This is a genomic window from Pseudomonas sp. CM25 (assembly GCF_013179705.1).
In the GTDB taxonomy this organism is placed as follows: domain Bacteria; phylum Pseudomonadota; class Gammaproteobacteria; order Pseudomonadales; family Pseudomonadaceae; genus Aquipseudomonas.
On the sequence record NZ_JABMCW010000030.1, the window covers coordinates 1 to 13889 of the forward strand.

The following is a 13889-nucleotide window of genomic DNA, read 5'->3' on the forward strand; positions in this document are numbered from 1 at the left end:
TTTGCCGCCTATGCTGGAGAGAAGGCGCTTTCCCGGCGCTACGCTGAGTTAAATCTGACAGCGGTCACTTTGGAGGGTGATGCAGTCTTACACACCGGATTTGGTAATCACGTGACCTTGCCCATCGAAGTGGAGCGCAAGGCCAAGCGTCGTCAACGTGATCGAATGAAACTGGCATTGACGCTGGTGGCGGGTGCCTTGATCGGCATGGGTATCACCATTTTTGTTCACTGATGTCGCTGTCCCACCTGACATGCGCGGGAGAGGGCCCATGAACATCGTCAATATGATGTGGGCGGGTGGAACGCCGTACATGTCCATCCACAAAGTGCACCGGCAGGTGCTGTCGCACGCGGGCGCCGATGCGCGGATCAGTAACTGGCTGCTGCTGGGTAGCGGGCTCTGCTGCGGGCTTGGCTCGACCCGGGAGTGGCACATGCCGCCACGTGCCCTGAAAGGCCGACACCTTTGGCGCCTGCTGCGGCCGTGGCTGCGCATGCGCTTGCGCAAGGCGCTGGCCGAAGCCAAGGCAGAGATCGTGCTGCTCGATGGCATTGGCGTCGCACGGCTGGTGCTGCCGCTGTTGCAGAATATTCCCGGCGTACGGGCCAAGGTGCTGTTCCATGGCAAGACCCGGCTCAACGCCAGCGATGTGCGGCTGTTGCGCATGCTGGCGCCCGAGCGGCTGAGTATCGCGGCGGTGTCGCATACCCTGGCCGAGTCGCTGGAGCGCGACCTCGGCAGGCCGGTGCAGACGTTGCGCATGGCGCTTGACCCGCTGGCATTCGTCGAGCCGCTGCTGACTCGTGACATGGCCAGGCAGGTGCTGCGCTTGCCACAGGCAGCCGCAGTGATGCTGGGCGCAGTCGGGCGCCTGGTGGAAAGCAAAGGCTTCGAGATGCTGATCGAGGCATTCGCCAAGGCCAGTGCACGGCAACCGGGCCTGCAGTTGGCGATCATTGGTGAAGGCCCCCTGCATGCCTTGCTGCAGGAGCGTATCGAAGCGCTGGGCCTTGCAGGCCGGGTTCACCTGTGCGGCCACCGTGAAGACCTGCAGCAACTGTACCGAGCGTTCGACTGGCTACTGGTGCCTTCGCGTTCCGAAGGCCTGGGGCTGGTGGTGCAGGAGGCGGTCATGGCCGATGTGCCAGTGGTGTGCAGCGACCTGCCAGTGTTCCGCGAGCAGTTGGGTGACACCGGTGGCTACCTGCCCACTGCCGACCAGAGCGCCTGGGCCGAGGCGATCGCGCGCTGCGCGGCGCTCAGTGCTCCGGCGGTCGCCGCCAGGCAACGCCAGGCGCTGGCGCCTGAGCAGGCCTGGCAAGCGTTTTGTAATGGCTCGCAGAGCCTGCTGCGCAGCTGAGCCTCAGCGGGCCAGCAGGGCTGCCTCGAATGCGGCGAGGGGGAACTGGTCACCCAGGTTCTCCCGCTCGATATAGCGCACCATGTGCTGCACATTGCGACGAATCATGCGTGCCGAAAGCGGCGGGCGCAGGAAGCGCATGTCGGCCACGTCGATCAGGCCCAGGCGCTGGTCGGGGGTGACTACCACATTGCCTAGATGCAGCGAGCGGAAGTAAACCCCGCTACGGTGCAACTGACGGATCAGTTCGATCAGCCGGGGCAGGTAGATGTCCCAGCTGAAACCTTCATCGCGCGACATCTGCAGCAGCGTACGCCCTGGGAGCGGGCGATAAAGCACGGCGGTGCGGCCTGGCAGGTCGAGCTTGTGCTGGCTGATTACCTCGAGGGTGGGAATGCCCAATTGCGCCAGGCGTGCGGCATTATCGACAAAGCGCTGCGAGTACGGGCGCAGCAGCGCAGATGAAATCAGTCTTTTCCTACGAAAAACCTTAAGGAAATTTCCATCCTCGAGCAGGTAGACTTTGGCGCCATGGCTGTCTGCCTCAAGTACCTGTGCGCCGAGTGTCAGCTGATCGAAGTCGACCTGGGTGAGCCGGGAGCATTGCATGAATAGGGCCTTGTCGTCTGGCGAGCAAAATGACCGGCAATAATGCCGAAAATAATGCTGTAGCACCATGGATGGTGTTTTTGATTCATCGGGGGAAAGGATGTTGTATCAGAAAAGCTGGGCAAGAGCCTGGTTGGGGTTGGGTCTGGTCTGGTTCCTGGCTGCGATTGCCCTGGCGCCGAGCAACAAGGTTTATCAACAGGGGCTGGTGTTGTTCCTGTGGCTGCCGACGCTGCTCTTGGCGTGGTCGGCTCGCGACGTGCTGGCACAGGCCTGGAAGCGCCAGCCGGCGCTGTGGACAAGCGTGTTGCTGCTGCTGGCATGGAGCGGGGTCAGCCTGGTCTGGTCGCCTGCCGAAGATCCTGGGCGCGAAATCAAGCGTCTGCTCTATATCCTGGTATTCCTGCTGGCGTTCCCGTTGCTGGCCCAGGCTGGCCTGACGCGCATCCGCCAGCTGCTGCAGCTCGGCAGTGCATTGCTGGCGATTGCCGCGCTGGTGTCGGTCATCAACTTCTACGGGCTGCAGGAGATGCCATGGCGGCTCAGGCTGGCGGGTATCGGTGAAATATCCCACCCCATCCTGGGGGCGTATGTCATCGCTTCGGCTGTGCTGTTCCTGCTCTACCAGCCGCCTCGCCAGCGCGGCACGCAACTGGCGTGGCTGGCAGCACTGGCCTGCCTGGGGGCGTTCGTGATCCTCAGCCAGAGCCGTGGCGCGATTCTGGCTTTGGTGATTACCGTCGTGATCGCACCGCTGTGGTTCCGCGACCGCCACAGTAGGGTATTTTCCATCCTCGCTGTTTTCGCTACCGGCCTGGCGCTTTCCACGGTGTACGACCTGATTGCCGAGCGCGGTTCGTCCTACCGTCCGGAGATCTTCCATGCCGTACTCGACATGATTGCCGAACATCCCTGGACCGGGCTGGGTCTGGGGGCTGGCTACCATGTCAACGCAGCCGGCCAGCAGTTCGAGCATACTCACAACATGTTCACCCACGCCGCGGTGGAAATGGGCCTGCCCGGTATGCTGCTGTGGGTAGCCGTGTGGCTGTTTGCCCTGGCTGAAATCCTCCGCGCCCGCGCAACGTTGCTCGGCAAGCTCCTGCTTGGTTTCTGGGTGTACTCGACCTTGGCCATGCAGTTTGACGCCGCCAGCCTCACCGGAACACCGCGTGCCGAGTGGTTCATCAGTTGGCTGCCGGTGGGCCTTGCCATGTTGCTGCCATGGGGGCGTGCCGAAAATGGCGCCTGTGGTAAAATTTCCGGTTCAACCTGAACAGCGAGCTCGATAATGGCCGAAACACCGCGACCGGCGGAGCCCACCTCCAGCCTGAAGATCTACTTCCGGCTGCTGGGCTATGTGAAACCCTATGTCGGCATTTTCCTGCTGAGCATTGTCGGTTTCGTGATCTTTGCCTCGACCCAGCCAATGCTGGCCGGCATCCTCAAGTATTTCGTCGACGGGCTTAGCAATCCCGAGGCTGTGTTGTTCCCCAACGTGCCCTACCTGCGCGACCTGCAATTACTGCAGGCGGTGCCGCTGCTGATCATCCTGATTGCCGCGTGGCAGGGGCTTGGCTCTTTCCTGGGTAACTACTTTCTGGCCAAGGTGTCCTTGTGCCTGGTGCACGACCTGCGGGTGGAGCTGTTCAACAAGCTGCTGGTGCTGCCGAACCGCTACTTCGACAACCACAATTCCGGGCACCTGATTTCGCGCATCACCTTCAACGTGACCATGGTCACCGGTGCTGCCACCGATGCTATCAAGGTGGTGATTCGCGAAGGCCTGACCGTGGTGTTCCTGTTTGCCTACCTGCTGTGGATGAACTGGCACCTGACACTGGTGATGGTTGCCATCCTGCCGGTGATCGCCGTGATGGTCAGCGTCGCCAGCAAGAAATTCCGCAAGCAGAGCAAGAAGATCCAGGTGGCCATGGGGGACGTCACCCACGTCGCTTCGGAAACCATCCAGGGCTACCGCGTGGTCCGCAGCTTCGGTGGCGAGGCCTACGAGGAGCAGCGCTTCAGCAAGGCCAGCCAGAGCAACACCGACAAGCAGTTGCGCATGACCAAGACCGGCTCGCTGTACACGCCGATGCTCCAGCTGGTGATCTACAGCGCCATGGCCGCGTTGATGTTCCTGGTGCTGTTCCTGCGCGGTGAGTCCACCGCCGGCGACCTGGTGGCCTATATCACTGCCGCCGGCCTGCTGCCCAAGCCGATTCGCCAGTTGTCGGAAGTCAGTTCGACCATCCAGAAAGGCCTGGCCGGCGCGGAGAGCATCTTCGAGCAGCTGGACGAAGAGCCGGAAGTGGACACCGGCACCATCGAGAAGGAGCGGGTAGAAGGGCGCCTTGAAGTGCGTAACCTGAGCTTCACGTACCCGGGCACCGAGCGTGAAGTGCTGAGCGACATCAGCTTCACCGCCGAGCCCGGGCAGATGATCGCCCTGGTTGGCCGCTCCGGCAGCGGCAAGTCGACCCTGGCGGCACTGATCCCGCGCTTCTATCACCACGACCAAGGGCAGATTCTGCTGGACGGCGTGGAGATCGAGAACTATCGCCTGCGCAACCTGCGCCGCCACGTATCGCAGGTCACCCAGCACGTCACCCTGTTCAACGACACGGTAGCCAACAACATCGCTTACGGCGACCTGGCCGGCGCGCCGCGCGCAGATATCGAGGCCGCTGCGGCCGATGCCTACGCCAAGGAGTTTGTCGATCAGTTGCCGAAAGGCTTTGATACGGACGTCGGTGAAAACGGTGTGCTGCTTTCCGGTGGCCAGCGCCAGCGTCTGGCAATTGCGCGCGCGCTGTTGAAAAACGCGCCCTTGCTGATCCTCGATGAAGCCACCTCGGCGCTGGATACCGAGTCCGAGCGGCATATCCAGGCTGCCCTGGATCATGTGATGCAAGGCCGTACCACGCTGGTGATTGCGCACCGCTTGTCGACCATCGAGAAGGCCGATCAGATCCTGGTCATGGACCAGGGCCGTCTGGTCGAGCGCGGCACCCATGCCGAGCTGCTTGCAGCCAATGGCCATTATGCCCGCCTGCATGCCATGGGCCTGGATGAGCCGGCCAAGGCCGATATCACCTGAACCCTCCTTGATCGGGGCCGTGATGGCCCCCGATTGTCACGGGAATTTTCCGGGGATGATCTGGCCATAAAGCCGTCGTCTACCCTGTGCTAATATCCTGCCCCTGTTCATTATTTCCATATGGGTTGCCCATGAAGTTGTCCATGCCGCGTTTCGATCAAGCCCCGGTATTGGTGGTCGGCGATGTCATGCTCGACCGCTACTGGCATGGCGGTACTTCGCGTATTTCGCCTGAAGCGCCAGTCCCGGTGGTCAAGGTCGATCAAATCGAGGATCGCCCCGGCGGCGCGGCCAACGTTGCCTTGAACATCGCCGCGCTGGGTGCGCCGGCGTCGCTGATCGGTGTCACCGGCCAGGACGAGGCTGCCGACAGCCTCGCCAACAGCCTGCAGGCTGCCGGCGTACGCTCGGTCTTCCAGCGCATTGCGCACCAGCCGACCATCGTCAAGCTGCGGGTCATGAGCCGTCACCAGCAGCTGCTGCGCATTGATTTCGAAGAGCCGTTCGCCACCGACCCGCTGTCGCTGGGCGCCGAGGTTGACGGCCTGCTCGAGGGGGTCAAGGTGCTGGTCCTGTCCGACTATGGCAAGGGCGCACTGAAAAACCACCAGAGCCTGATCCAGGCGGCGCGGGCCAAAGGCATTCCGGTGTTGGCCGACCCCAAGGGCAAGGACTTCTCCATCTACCGTGGCGCCAGCCTGATCACGCCGAACCTCAGCGAGTTCGAGACCATCGTCGGCCGTTGCGCCGATGAAGCCGAGCTGGTTGCCAAGGGCCTGCAGCTGTTGCTGGACCTGGACCTGGGTGCCGTGCTGGTAACCCGCGGCGAGCACGGCATGACCCTGCTGCGCACGGGCCAGCCGGCCCTGCACCTGCCGGCGCGGGCGCGGGAAGTATTCGATGTCACCGGTGCCGGTGATACCGTCATCTCCACCCTTGCAGCAGCTATCGCCGCTGGCGAGGACCTGCCCCATGCGGTGGCCCTGGCCAACCTGGCGGCGGGTATCGTGGTCGGCAAGCTGGGTACGGCGGCCATCAGCGCCCCTGAACTGCGCCGGGCCATCCAGCGTGAAGAAGGCTCCGAGCGGGGTGTGCTGGGCCTGGAGCAGCTGCTGCTGGCCATCGATGATGCGCGCGCACACAAAGAGAAGATCGTCTTCACCAACGGTTGTTTCGACATCCTCCACGCTGGGCATGTCACCTACCTGGAGCAGGCGCGGGCCCAGGGTGATCGCCTGATCGTCGCGGTCAACGACGACGCCTCGGTCAGCCGCCTGAAGGGACCCGGCCGACCGATCAACAGTGTCGACCGGCGCATGGCTGTGCTGGCCGGCCTGGGCGCGGTGGACTGGGTGATCAGCTTCCCTGAGGCCACGCCGGAGAACCTGCTGAGCCAGGTCAAGCCGGATGTGCTGGTCAAGGGGGGCGACTATGGCATCGACCAGGTGGTGGGTGCCGATATCGTCAAGGGCTATGGCGGCACCGTGAAGGTGCTGGGGCTGGTCGAGAACAGCTCGACTACTGCCATTGTCGAGAAGATTCGCAAAAACTGATGCTTTTGGGCTGCTATGCCGCCCTTCGCGGGCATGCCCGCGAAGGGCGGCATAGCGGTCCCAGTTATTTATGCAGTGAAGTACGTGCCCGCTCCAGCAGTGCCCGGGCCTTGTCACCAAAGCGCTGCAAGTGCGACGCCCGCGCCCGCGTGCTTTCCACCAGCCCCTGCTGCTTCACCCAATCCTTCCAGCGCACCCGCTCGTCCGTCACCACCCAACCGTCCTGCCGCGCAAAACTTTCGGCCAGGTACAGCCCACGAGTGCTCGCCGGCACCAGCTCGTCTTTCTTCAGCGTATACAGCTCTGCCAGTGGCTGGCCGTCTTTGAGGGGCATCAGATACAGGTCCGGCCGTTTGCGGTTGAGCCGCGCTACAAGCTGGTTGCCCTCGAGCCGTTCATCGACGTGGAACAGGCTGAGCTTCTTGGCTTCCCGCGGTACCTGCAGGCGCATGTCATAGATCAGCTGCAACGAAGCGGTGGGCAGGTGCACATAAGCCCGCGGCCGCTCCAGTAGCATCAACCTGCCGCAGTGCACCGGCCGGGCGGCGCCGGACTGCGGGGCCAGCACGAAGTGCGGGTTTTCCCGGTAATGCAGGGCGGCAGCGTAGGGTACCGGTAGCCAGGTGTCGTTGAAGCGCCCACCCAGCCAGCCCTCGGGGGTTTCCAGCAGGCACTCCTCGGCTACTTCCTGCACGGCCGTATGCAGCGGCAGGTTGAGCTCCTGCGCTGGCACATAACCCGATATCAGTTTCAGAACCACGTCGCCGCGGTCTTGCCGACGTTGACGTACCAGTACCCAATAGTCGCGGTTCTGCCACTGCAGGGTGAGGCGCACCGACACACCCAGGTTGGCCAGTTCAACCACGAACCGTTGCGCGTCCGGCAGCTGGATGGCTTTGCGCCGCTGCTGGGTCTGGGCAAAGTTCAGCGGCATGCCGATGCTCTGGTAGATCAGGCCCTCGGGCGTGGCTTCTACATGCAGGGGCAGTGTCTTGAAGTTGCTCGGGTTCTTGCGGATCAGCGTTCGCGCCACGATGCTCCTCCTTGCCTCGGGTCAGTCTCCAGGCCCTTGAGCCAGGGGTAACTCAATGCCGGCCCAGGATACGGGCGACGGTGGCCACGTTGTGGGCCAGGTGCAACGGGTTGATGGTGCCGACGATAGCACTGCTGACGCCCGAGTGGGCGAACAGCAGTTCGAAGCTGGCTTGCACCGGGTCGACGCCCGGGGCGAGACAGACATGCCCGCTGGCCAAGGCTTTTTTCACCAGGATGGCCTTGCCGTGCTCGGCAGCGTAGTCCAGCACCGGGCGCTCTGCCTGCTCGTTGAGGTTGTAGGTGACCATGGCGCAGTCGCCCTGCTGCAGCGCCTTCAGGCCGCCGGCGACGGTCTTGCCGGACAGGCCAAAGCCGAGGATCTTGCCTTCCTGCTTGAGTGCAGCCAGGGTCTGGTACACCTCCTCGTGCTCGAGGATCGCCAGGTCATTGCCGTCGGAATGCACCAACACCAGTTCTATGCGGTCGGTCTCCAGGCGGCGCAGGCTGCGCTCCACCGAGCGGCGAGTATGGGCAGCGCTGAAGTCGAAGTGCGACTGGCCAGCGTCGAATTCTTCACCGACCTTGCTCACGATCACCCATTCGTCGCGCTGGCCGCGCAGCAGCGGGCCCAGGCGTTCTTCGCTGCGGCCATAGGCCGGCGCCGTGTCGATCAGGTTGATGCCCAGCTCGCGCGCCTGGGCCAGCAGCATGCGTGCTTCGTCATCGTCGGGAATGGTGAAGCCGGTGGGGTACTTCACGCCTTGGTCGCGACCGAGCTTGACCGTGCCCAGTCCCAGCGGCGAAACCTTGAGGCCAGTGCTGCCCAGGGGGCGGAGGAGGTTGTGCAGGGTTGGCAGGCTCATGGCAGCAATTGCTCCCAGGCCGGCACGCCCAGCGGTGGGCGTGGCAGGCCGGCCAAATCGGCCTGTGCCTGCGGGCGAATGCCGTCGCGCTGCAAATGGCTGATGACCCGGTCGCTGAAGTCCGGGGCCAGCGCGAGCTTGGTTGGCCAGCCGACAAGCAGGCGTTGCTGCTCGGCGAGGAAGGCGTTGTCCGGGCGTACCAGGCCCGATTGTGCCGGTTCGGCACGGTCGACTCGCAGGGTGGCCCAGCGCATCTGGCTCTGGTCGACCCATGGCAACAGGCTGGCGATTTCTTTCTGGGCTGCAGCAATTTGCGCGGCCGGCTCACGGGCAACACCCTCGGCTTCGGCCAGGTCGCCGCCCAGGTACCAGACCCACTGGCCATCGGCGGCCGGGTGGGTGGTAATCGTCACCCGTGGCTTGGGCCCGCCGCCCAGGCAGTGGGCGTACAGCGGTTTGAGGTTGGTGCCCTTGGCCATCACCATATGCAGCGGGCGGGTCTGCATGGCTGGCTGGTTCACGCCCAGGGCATGCAGCAGCGTTTCGGTGCCGGCGCCGGCGCTTAGCACGATGCGCTGGGCGCGGATGTCGCGGCCATCTACCCGCAGGCCGACCAGCTCGTCGCCTTCGCGCAGGGGTTCGACGTGCTCACCGGCCAGCAGGCTGTCACCCGCCAGCTCGGCCAGGTTGGCCAGCAGGGTGGGGACGTCGATCACCAGTTCCGCCAGGCGATAGACCTTGCCCTTGAACGCACGGTCTTGCAGCGCCGGCGGCAGTTGCTCACCTTTTACCTGGTCGACCCGGCCACGCACGGCCTTGCTGGCGAAGAAGCTGGTGAGGTTACCGGCCAGGGTGCCCGGCGACCACAGGTAGTGGGCATCGGACAGCAGGCGGGTGCTGCTCAGGTCCAGCTCGCCGCTGCCGCTCAACGCTTCGCGCCAGCGCCGCGGCATGTCGGCGATGGCTTCCGATGCACCGGTAAGGGCGCCGTGCAGGGCGTACTTGGTGCCGCCATGGATGATGCCCTGGGACTTGATGGTCTGTTCGCCGCCAAGGATGGCGCGCTCCACCAGCACTGTCGAGTAGCCCTGGCGACGCAGCCGGGCATTGAGCCAGAGGCCTGCGACCCCGGCGCCGACGATCAGTACGTCAGTGGAAATGGCGGATGGCATGGCGGTACCTCGAAGACTGGGACAGCTGGCAAGTATACAGGGTATCCCCAAGAGGGCCCTACCGCCGGCAAGCCAGCTCCCACAGGGTTCGCGCAGGCCGCCAGGTCAATGCTTTTCCTGTGGGAGCTTGGCTTGCCGGCGATGGGGCCCTCATGGAAAACCTCAATGCCCAGCCGTCTTCGAAAACAGCTGGATCACCACCACGCCACCCACGATCATGGCCATCCCCAGCATCGCCGGCACATCCAGCTTCTGCCCGTACACCACCAGCGCCGCCACGCTGATCAGCACGATACCCAGCCCCGACCAGATGGCATAGGCAATCCCCACCGGTATGCTGCGCACCACCAGGGTAAGCATCCAGAACGCAATGCCATAGCCCACCACCATCAGCAGCAGCGGCAACGGCGTGCTGAACCCTTTGACCGCCTTCATCGAGGCAGTGGCGATGACTTCGGCGCAGATGGCGATGGCGAGGTAGGTGTAGGCATTCATGGCAGGATCCTCCGGTAACTGGTCGGGCATTCTAGAGGTTGGCCGGATGCGGTAAAGTCATTACCTATCTATACGGGAGATAGGTCGATGGCCGAGCAGTGGAATCTCGAACAACTGCGTACCTTTATGCGCGTCGCCGAATTGCGCTCGTTTTCGGCCGTGGCCCGTGAGCAGCGCAAGGCCCAGTCGGCCATCAGCAATGCCATCGCCCTGCTCGAAACCGACCTTGGGGTAACCCTGTTCGATCGCAGCAGTGGTCGGCAACCGAAGCTGACCGATAACGGCAGCGCGCTGCTGGAGGATGCCCGCGAACTGTTGCGACAGTGCGAACGTCTGGACGGGCGCGCCCTGGCATTGATGCGCGGGCAGGAGGCCTTGCTGCGAGTGGCCCAGGACGAAGCCATGCCCTACCAGCCAGTCATCGACAGCCTCGACGAGCTTGCCAGCCATTACCCATTCCTGGAAGTGCAACTGGCCAGCGGCGCCCAAGGCGATGTGGCGCGCAAGCTGGTGGAGCGGCGCGCTGATCTGGGCCTGTTCTTTCACCACGAAAGCATCCCTGCTTCGTTGGAGCGACGTGCCCTGGGCAGCGTGGAAATGGTCACGGTGTGTGCGGCCGGCCACCCGCTTGCCGGCGAACCCCGGGTCACCCGCCAGCAGCTGGCCCGCCACCGTCAGTTGCTGATTACACCGCAACAAAGCGGCTACCCGGGCGGTGAGGCGATCAGCCCGCAGGTGTGGCGTGCAGACAGCTTCTACGCCATGGCCGAACTGCTGATGCGCGGGCTGGGCTGGGCCTGGCTGCCACGGCACGTGGTGCAGTACCCGACCTATCAGGCGCACATGGTCGAGCTGGACAGCGAATGGCGCCCGCCGGCACTGGTGGCAGAGCTGGCCTGGCGCCGTGATGAACCGCTGGGCCCGGCCGCGCAGTGGCTGGCCGAGCGCTTTGCAGTGCACCTGCGCGCGATCGGGTAAACTCCGCTGCCATGAACAGAACACTTTATACCTTGCTGTTTCACCTGGGCCTGCCGCTGGTTGCGCTGCGCCTGTTCCTGCGCGCGCGCAAGGCTCCAGCCTATGGCAAACGGATTGGCGAACGCTTTGCTCTGCAGCTGCCGGCCATGCGCCAGGGCGGTATATGGGTGCACGCAGTGTCGGTTGGCGAGAGTATTGCTGCCGCGCCGATGGTGCGTGCCTTGCTCAAGGCCTACCCGGAGCTGCCGATCACGCTTACCTGCATGACCCCAACGGGTTCCGAGCGCATTCGCAGCATGTTTGCCGATGAACCGCGCGTTCAGCACTGCTACCTGCCCTACGACCTGCCTTGGGCTGCGGGGCGTTTCCTTGATCATGTGCAGCCGAAGCTGGGCATCATCATGGAAACCGAACTATGGCCCAACCACATTCATCAATGCGCCCGGCGCGGCATCCCGGTGGCCTTGGCCAATGCTCGGCTGTCCGAGCGCTCGGCACGTGGTTATGCCCGTTTCGCCAACCTGACCCGGCCGATGCTCGCCGAGATGAGCCTGATTGCGGTACAGACCGAAACCGAAGCGCAGCGCTTCCGCGACCTGGGTGCTCGCCCGGAAAGCGTGCAGGTGACAGGATCGATCAAGTTCGACTTGAAGGTAGACGAACAACTGCTGCCGCGCGCTCGCCACTTGCGCGAGCAGTGGGGCGCCTTGCAGCGCCCGGTGTGGATCGCGGCCAGTACCCACGAGGGTGAAGACGCGTTGATCCTGCAGGCCCATCGCCAGTTGCTGCAGCTGCACGGGGATGCGCTGCTGGTGCTGGTCCCGCGCCACCCTGAGCGGTTCCCTGCGGTGCATGCGTTGTGCAGCCAGCAGTTCGCCACGGTACGGCGCTCTGCCGGTACCCCTGTAGATGCCCAGACCCAGGTGCTACTGGGCGACACCATGGGCGAGTTGCTGTTCCTCTACGCACTGGCGGACATCGCCTTCGTCGGTGGCAGCCTGGTCGCCACCGGTGGCCATAATCCCTTGGAGCCTGCGGCATTGGCCTTGCCCGTGATCATGGGCCCGCACGTTTTCAACTTCCTCGAGATCAGCGCAATGCTGCGCGAGGCGGGGGCGTTGCAGCAGGTGGACGATGCTGACGGGTTGGCCGGGGCTGTGCGCCGCCTGGTGGAGTTGCCACAGGATGCTCAGCGCATGGGCGAGGCGGGCAGGGCGGTGATGCGTGCCAACCAAGGGGCGCTGGAGCGGTTGTTGACAGGGCTTGGCCGTTATCTGACCTGATATTTTTGCCAGTTTTCGCGCACCTGCGTTTGCTCTAGCGTTAAGCCTCCCCTGGTGATGGAGGCTGCGCCAATGTTCCACGATCATACGGACTTCAATAGCGCGAACTGGAATGGTTGGCAGACGGACCTTGGCGATGAGCAGTTGGGGCTGGTTGCCGATGAGGGCGGTTTCTATCTCAACTACACGGTGCCGGACAGCAGCGAGGCGTCGCGCGTACTGCTGAGCAAGGTTTTCGGCAGGCTACAGCCAGGAAAAGACTATGTATTGAGCGTACGTCTGAGTCGCGGCAAGGAAGTGGGCACAGGCAGCCAGCACGTGCGCTTCTGTATTGATGGCGTCGCGTACGATCGTTGGGAAATCGAGCGCGATGAATGGCAGCGATTCGTGCTGAGATTCAAGGCCAGCAAACAAATCCACACCGTCGAACTTCGCTATGAGTACGAAGCCTATTCAAGTGTCAGTGGTGGCAACTTTGTGCTGGACGACCTGAATCTGTATTGCACTGATGGCCCCGAGCAGGAGGTCGATCGGACGGATTTTGATACCGATGACTGGAACGGCTGGGAGCGAGAAACGAATGGGCTCAAGCTCACTCGCATTGCTCTGCCTGACAAACAATATGGGTTGGGCTTCGACGAGCCAAGCAATTTTTTGGGAGGGCTGATCAGGAAAAGCTATGCGTTGAAACCTGGCGCCAAGTACGAACTCCGTGCCAAGGCGCGGTTGGGTAAGCTCAAGGTAGCAACCGTTACTGTTCTTACACAGGGTGGTATAGAACAGGAGGTGAACTCGGTAAGTTGGCAGGCCTTGGCATGGCCTTTTATCGCATCCACTCCTTCCTGGTGGGATAGATTGCTCATGTGGGTGGGATTAACCCAGTCGGCTGTTAATCAGAAAATTGGGCTGTCCGGCAGGAACAAACCCACTTTTCGCGCAGCAGGGTTGTTAATTGATGATTTAAGTGTCTATGAGGTATTTGACGACACTACCGACTTTGTCGATAAGAATTACAATGGATGGCAGCTGAATCCTGAGACAACTGATCGGGTAGATCTAGTCCAGGAAAATGGCGAGGGTTATGTACTAAACTTTCCGACTCATCCAAATTTCACCCATCACGGAATCATTCTGTCAAAAATTTATCGTGGCCTTGCATCTGGCGTGAAGTTCGAGTTCACGATTCGCGTAAGATCAAACAACGCTATCAACGAGGCACGTCTATCAGTGAGCAATGGCACGGAATTCATAATCGACGAAACATGGCTCAATCATCAAGACTGGCGCGAGTACCGGGGGATCTTCGAGGCGCGGGGAGAAGAGCTGCGCGTTGATATCAGCAATTCCAATCCCGCGAGCGTTGGCAATGACTACAGATTCTCTACGTTACGTTGCGTTTCTATAGACAACTGATGCCATGACGGCACGGGCCTGTACG

The 13889-nt window shown here is 62.7% G+C and carries 12 protein-coding genes and 1 pseudogene; 8 read left to right on the top strand and 5 right to left on the bottom strand.

The window, feature by feature from the left end:
• Together HP546_RS05545 and HP546_RS05550 are read left to right on the top strand one after the other, a co-directional pair.
• Positions 1–234: pseudogene (locus HP546_RS05545) on the top strand (glycosyltransferase family 2 protein); the annotation flags it as partial.
• Positions 235–271: 37 nt separating this feature from the next.
• Positions 272–1363: a glycosyltransferase gene (locus HP546_RS05550; protein WP_172220836.1), complete on the top strand. Its 1092-nt coding sequence runs from the start codon at positions 272–274 to the stop codon at positions 1361–1363.
• 3 nt (positions 1364–1366) lie between these two features.
• Here the strand turns inward: HP546_RS05550 and HP546_RS05555 are convergent, their stop codons facing one another.
• Complete coding sequence (locus HP546_RS05555; protein ID WP_172220839.1) at positions 1367–1972, bottom strand: toluene tolerance protein; 606 nt, start codon at positions 1970–1972, stop codon at positions 1367–1369.
• A 100-nt stretch (positions 1973–2072) separates the two neighbouring features.
• On the opposite strand from HP546_RS05555, the gene HP546_RS05560 reads away from it, so the two are divergent.
• The 3 genes from HP546_RS05560 (at position 2073) to hldE (ending at position 6625) form a co-directional block, all read left to right on the top strand.
• The gene (locus tag HP546_RS05560) at positions 2073–3248 is read left to right on the top strand and encodes an O-antigen ligase (protein ID WP_172220842.1); all 1176 of its coding nucleotides are present in this window, start codon (positions 2073–2075) and stop codon (positions 3246–3248) included.
• A 15-nt stretch (positions 3249–3263) separates the two neighbouring features.
• Positions 3264–5072, top strand: a complete 1809-nt coding sequence (gene msbA / locus HP546_RS05565; protein WP_172220845.1) for a lipid A export permease/ATP-binding protein MsbA — start codon at positions 3264–3266, stop codon at positions 5070–5072.
• A 131-nt stretch (positions 5073–5203) separates the two neighbouring features.
• Complete coding sequence (gene hldE / locus HP546_RS05570; protein WP_172220848.1) at positions 5204–6625, top strand: bifunctional D-glycero-beta-D-manno-heptose-7-phosphate kinase/D-glycero-beta-D-manno-heptose 1-phosphate adenylyltransferase HldE; 1422 nt, start codon at positions 5204–5206, stop codon at positions 6623–6625.
• A 64-nt stretch (positions 6626–6689) separates the two neighbouring features.
• Here hldE and HP546_RS05575 read toward each other — a convergent pair whose 3' ends face one another.
• From HP546_RS05575 to HP546_RS05590, 4 genes are all read right to left on the bottom strand, one after another.
• Positions 6690–7658, bottom strand: a complete 969-nt coding sequence (locus tag HP546_RS05575; RefSeq protein WP_172220851.1) for a metal ABC transporter ATPase — start codon at positions 7656–7658, stop codon at positions 6690–6692.
• A gap of 52 nt (positions 7659–7710) precedes the next feature.
• The gene (locus HP546_RS05580; RefSeq protein WP_172220854.1) at positions 7711–8523 is read right to left on the bottom strand and encodes an aldo/keto reductase; all 813 of its coding nucleotides are present in this window, start codon (positions 8521–8523) and stop codon (positions 7711–7713) included.
• The gene (locus tag HP546_RS05585; protein WP_172220857.1) at positions 8520–9695 is read right to left on the bottom strand and encodes an FAD-binding oxidoreductase; all 1176 of its coding nucleotides are present in this window, start codon (positions 9693–9695) and stop codon (positions 8520–8522) included. The genes HP546_RS05580 and HP546_RS05585 overlap by 4 nt, the downstream gene beginning before the upstream one ends.
• 162 nt (positions 9696–9857) lie before the next feature.
• Positions 9858–10190, bottom strand: a complete 333-nt coding sequence (locus tag HP546_RS05590) for a multidrug efflux SMR transporter (protein WP_172220859.1) — start codon at positions 10188–10190, stop codon at positions 9858–9860.
• A gap of 87 nt (positions 10191–10277) precedes the next feature.
• On the opposite strand from HP546_RS05590, the gene HP546_RS05595 reads away from it, so the two are divergent.
• From HP546_RS05595 to HP546_RS05605, 3 genes are all read left to right on the top strand, one after another.
• The gene (locus HP546_RS05595; RefSeq protein WP_172220862.1) at positions 10278–11168 is read left to right on the top strand and encodes a LysR family transcriptional regulator; all 891 of its coding nucleotides are present in this window, start codon (positions 10278–10280) and stop codon (positions 11166–11168) included.
• Positions 11169–11179: 11 nt separating this feature from the next.
• Entirely contained in the window at positions 11180–12451 is a 1272-nt protein-coding gene (gene waaA, locus HP546_RS05600; protein WP_172220865.1) for a lipid IV(A) 3-deoxy-D-manno-octulosonic acid transferase, read from the top strand.
• Between the two features lie 72 nt (positions 12452–12523).
• Positions 12524–13864 carry a hypothetical protein gene (locus HP546_RS05605; RefSeq protein ID WP_172220868.1) on the top strand — a complete coding sequence of 447 codons (1341 nt, stop codon included), beginning with the start codon at positions 12524–12526 and terminating at the stop codon, positions 13862–13864.
• Positions 13865–13889: the final 25 nt, after the last annotated feature.

Bases quoted from the DNA above. Each gene is read 5' to 3' on its own strand.
- HP546_RS05550 (WP_172220836.1), top strand. From the start codon at position 272: ATGAACATCGTCAATATGATGTGGGCGGGTGGAACGCCGTACATGTCC.
- HP546_RS05555 (WP_172220839.1), bottom strand. From the start codon at position 1,972: ATGCAATGCTCCCGGCTCACCCAGGTCGACTTCGATCAGCTGACACTC.
- HP546_RS05560 (WP_172220842.1), top strand. From the start codon at position 2,073: ATGTTGTATCAGAAAAGCTGGGCAAGAGCCTGGTTGGGGTTGGGTCTG.
- msbA (WP_172220845.1), top strand. From the start codon at position 3,264: ATGGCCGAAACACCGCGACCGGCGGAGCCCACCTCCAGCCTGAAGATC.
- hldE (WP_172220848.1), top strand. From the start codon at position 5,204: ATGAAGTTGTCCATGCCGCGTTTCGATCAAGCCCCGGTATTGGTGGTC.
- HP546_RS05580 (WP_172220854.1), bottom strand. From the start codon at position 8,523: ATGAGCCTGCCAACCCTGCACAACCTCCTCCGCCCCCTGGGCAGCACT.
- HP546_RS05585 (WP_172220857.1), bottom strand. From the start codon at position 9,695: ATGCCATCCGCCATTTCCACTGACGTACTGATCGTCGGCGCCGGGGTC.
- HP546_RS05590 (WP_172220859.1), bottom strand. From the start codon at position 10,190: ATGAATGCCTACACCTACCTCGCCATCGCCATCTGCGCCGAAGTCATC.
- HP546_RS05595 (WP_172220862.1), top strand. From the start codon at position 10,278: ATGGCCGAGCAGTGGAATCTCGAACAACTGCGTACCTTTATGCGCGTC.
- waaA (WP_172220865.1), top strand. From the start codon at position 11,180: ATGAACAGAACACTTTATACCTTGCTGTTTCACCTGGGCCTGCCGCTG.
- HP546_RS05605 (WP_172220868.1), top strand. From the start codon at position 12,524: ATGTTCCACGATCATACGGACTTCAATAGCGCGAACTGGAATGGTTGG.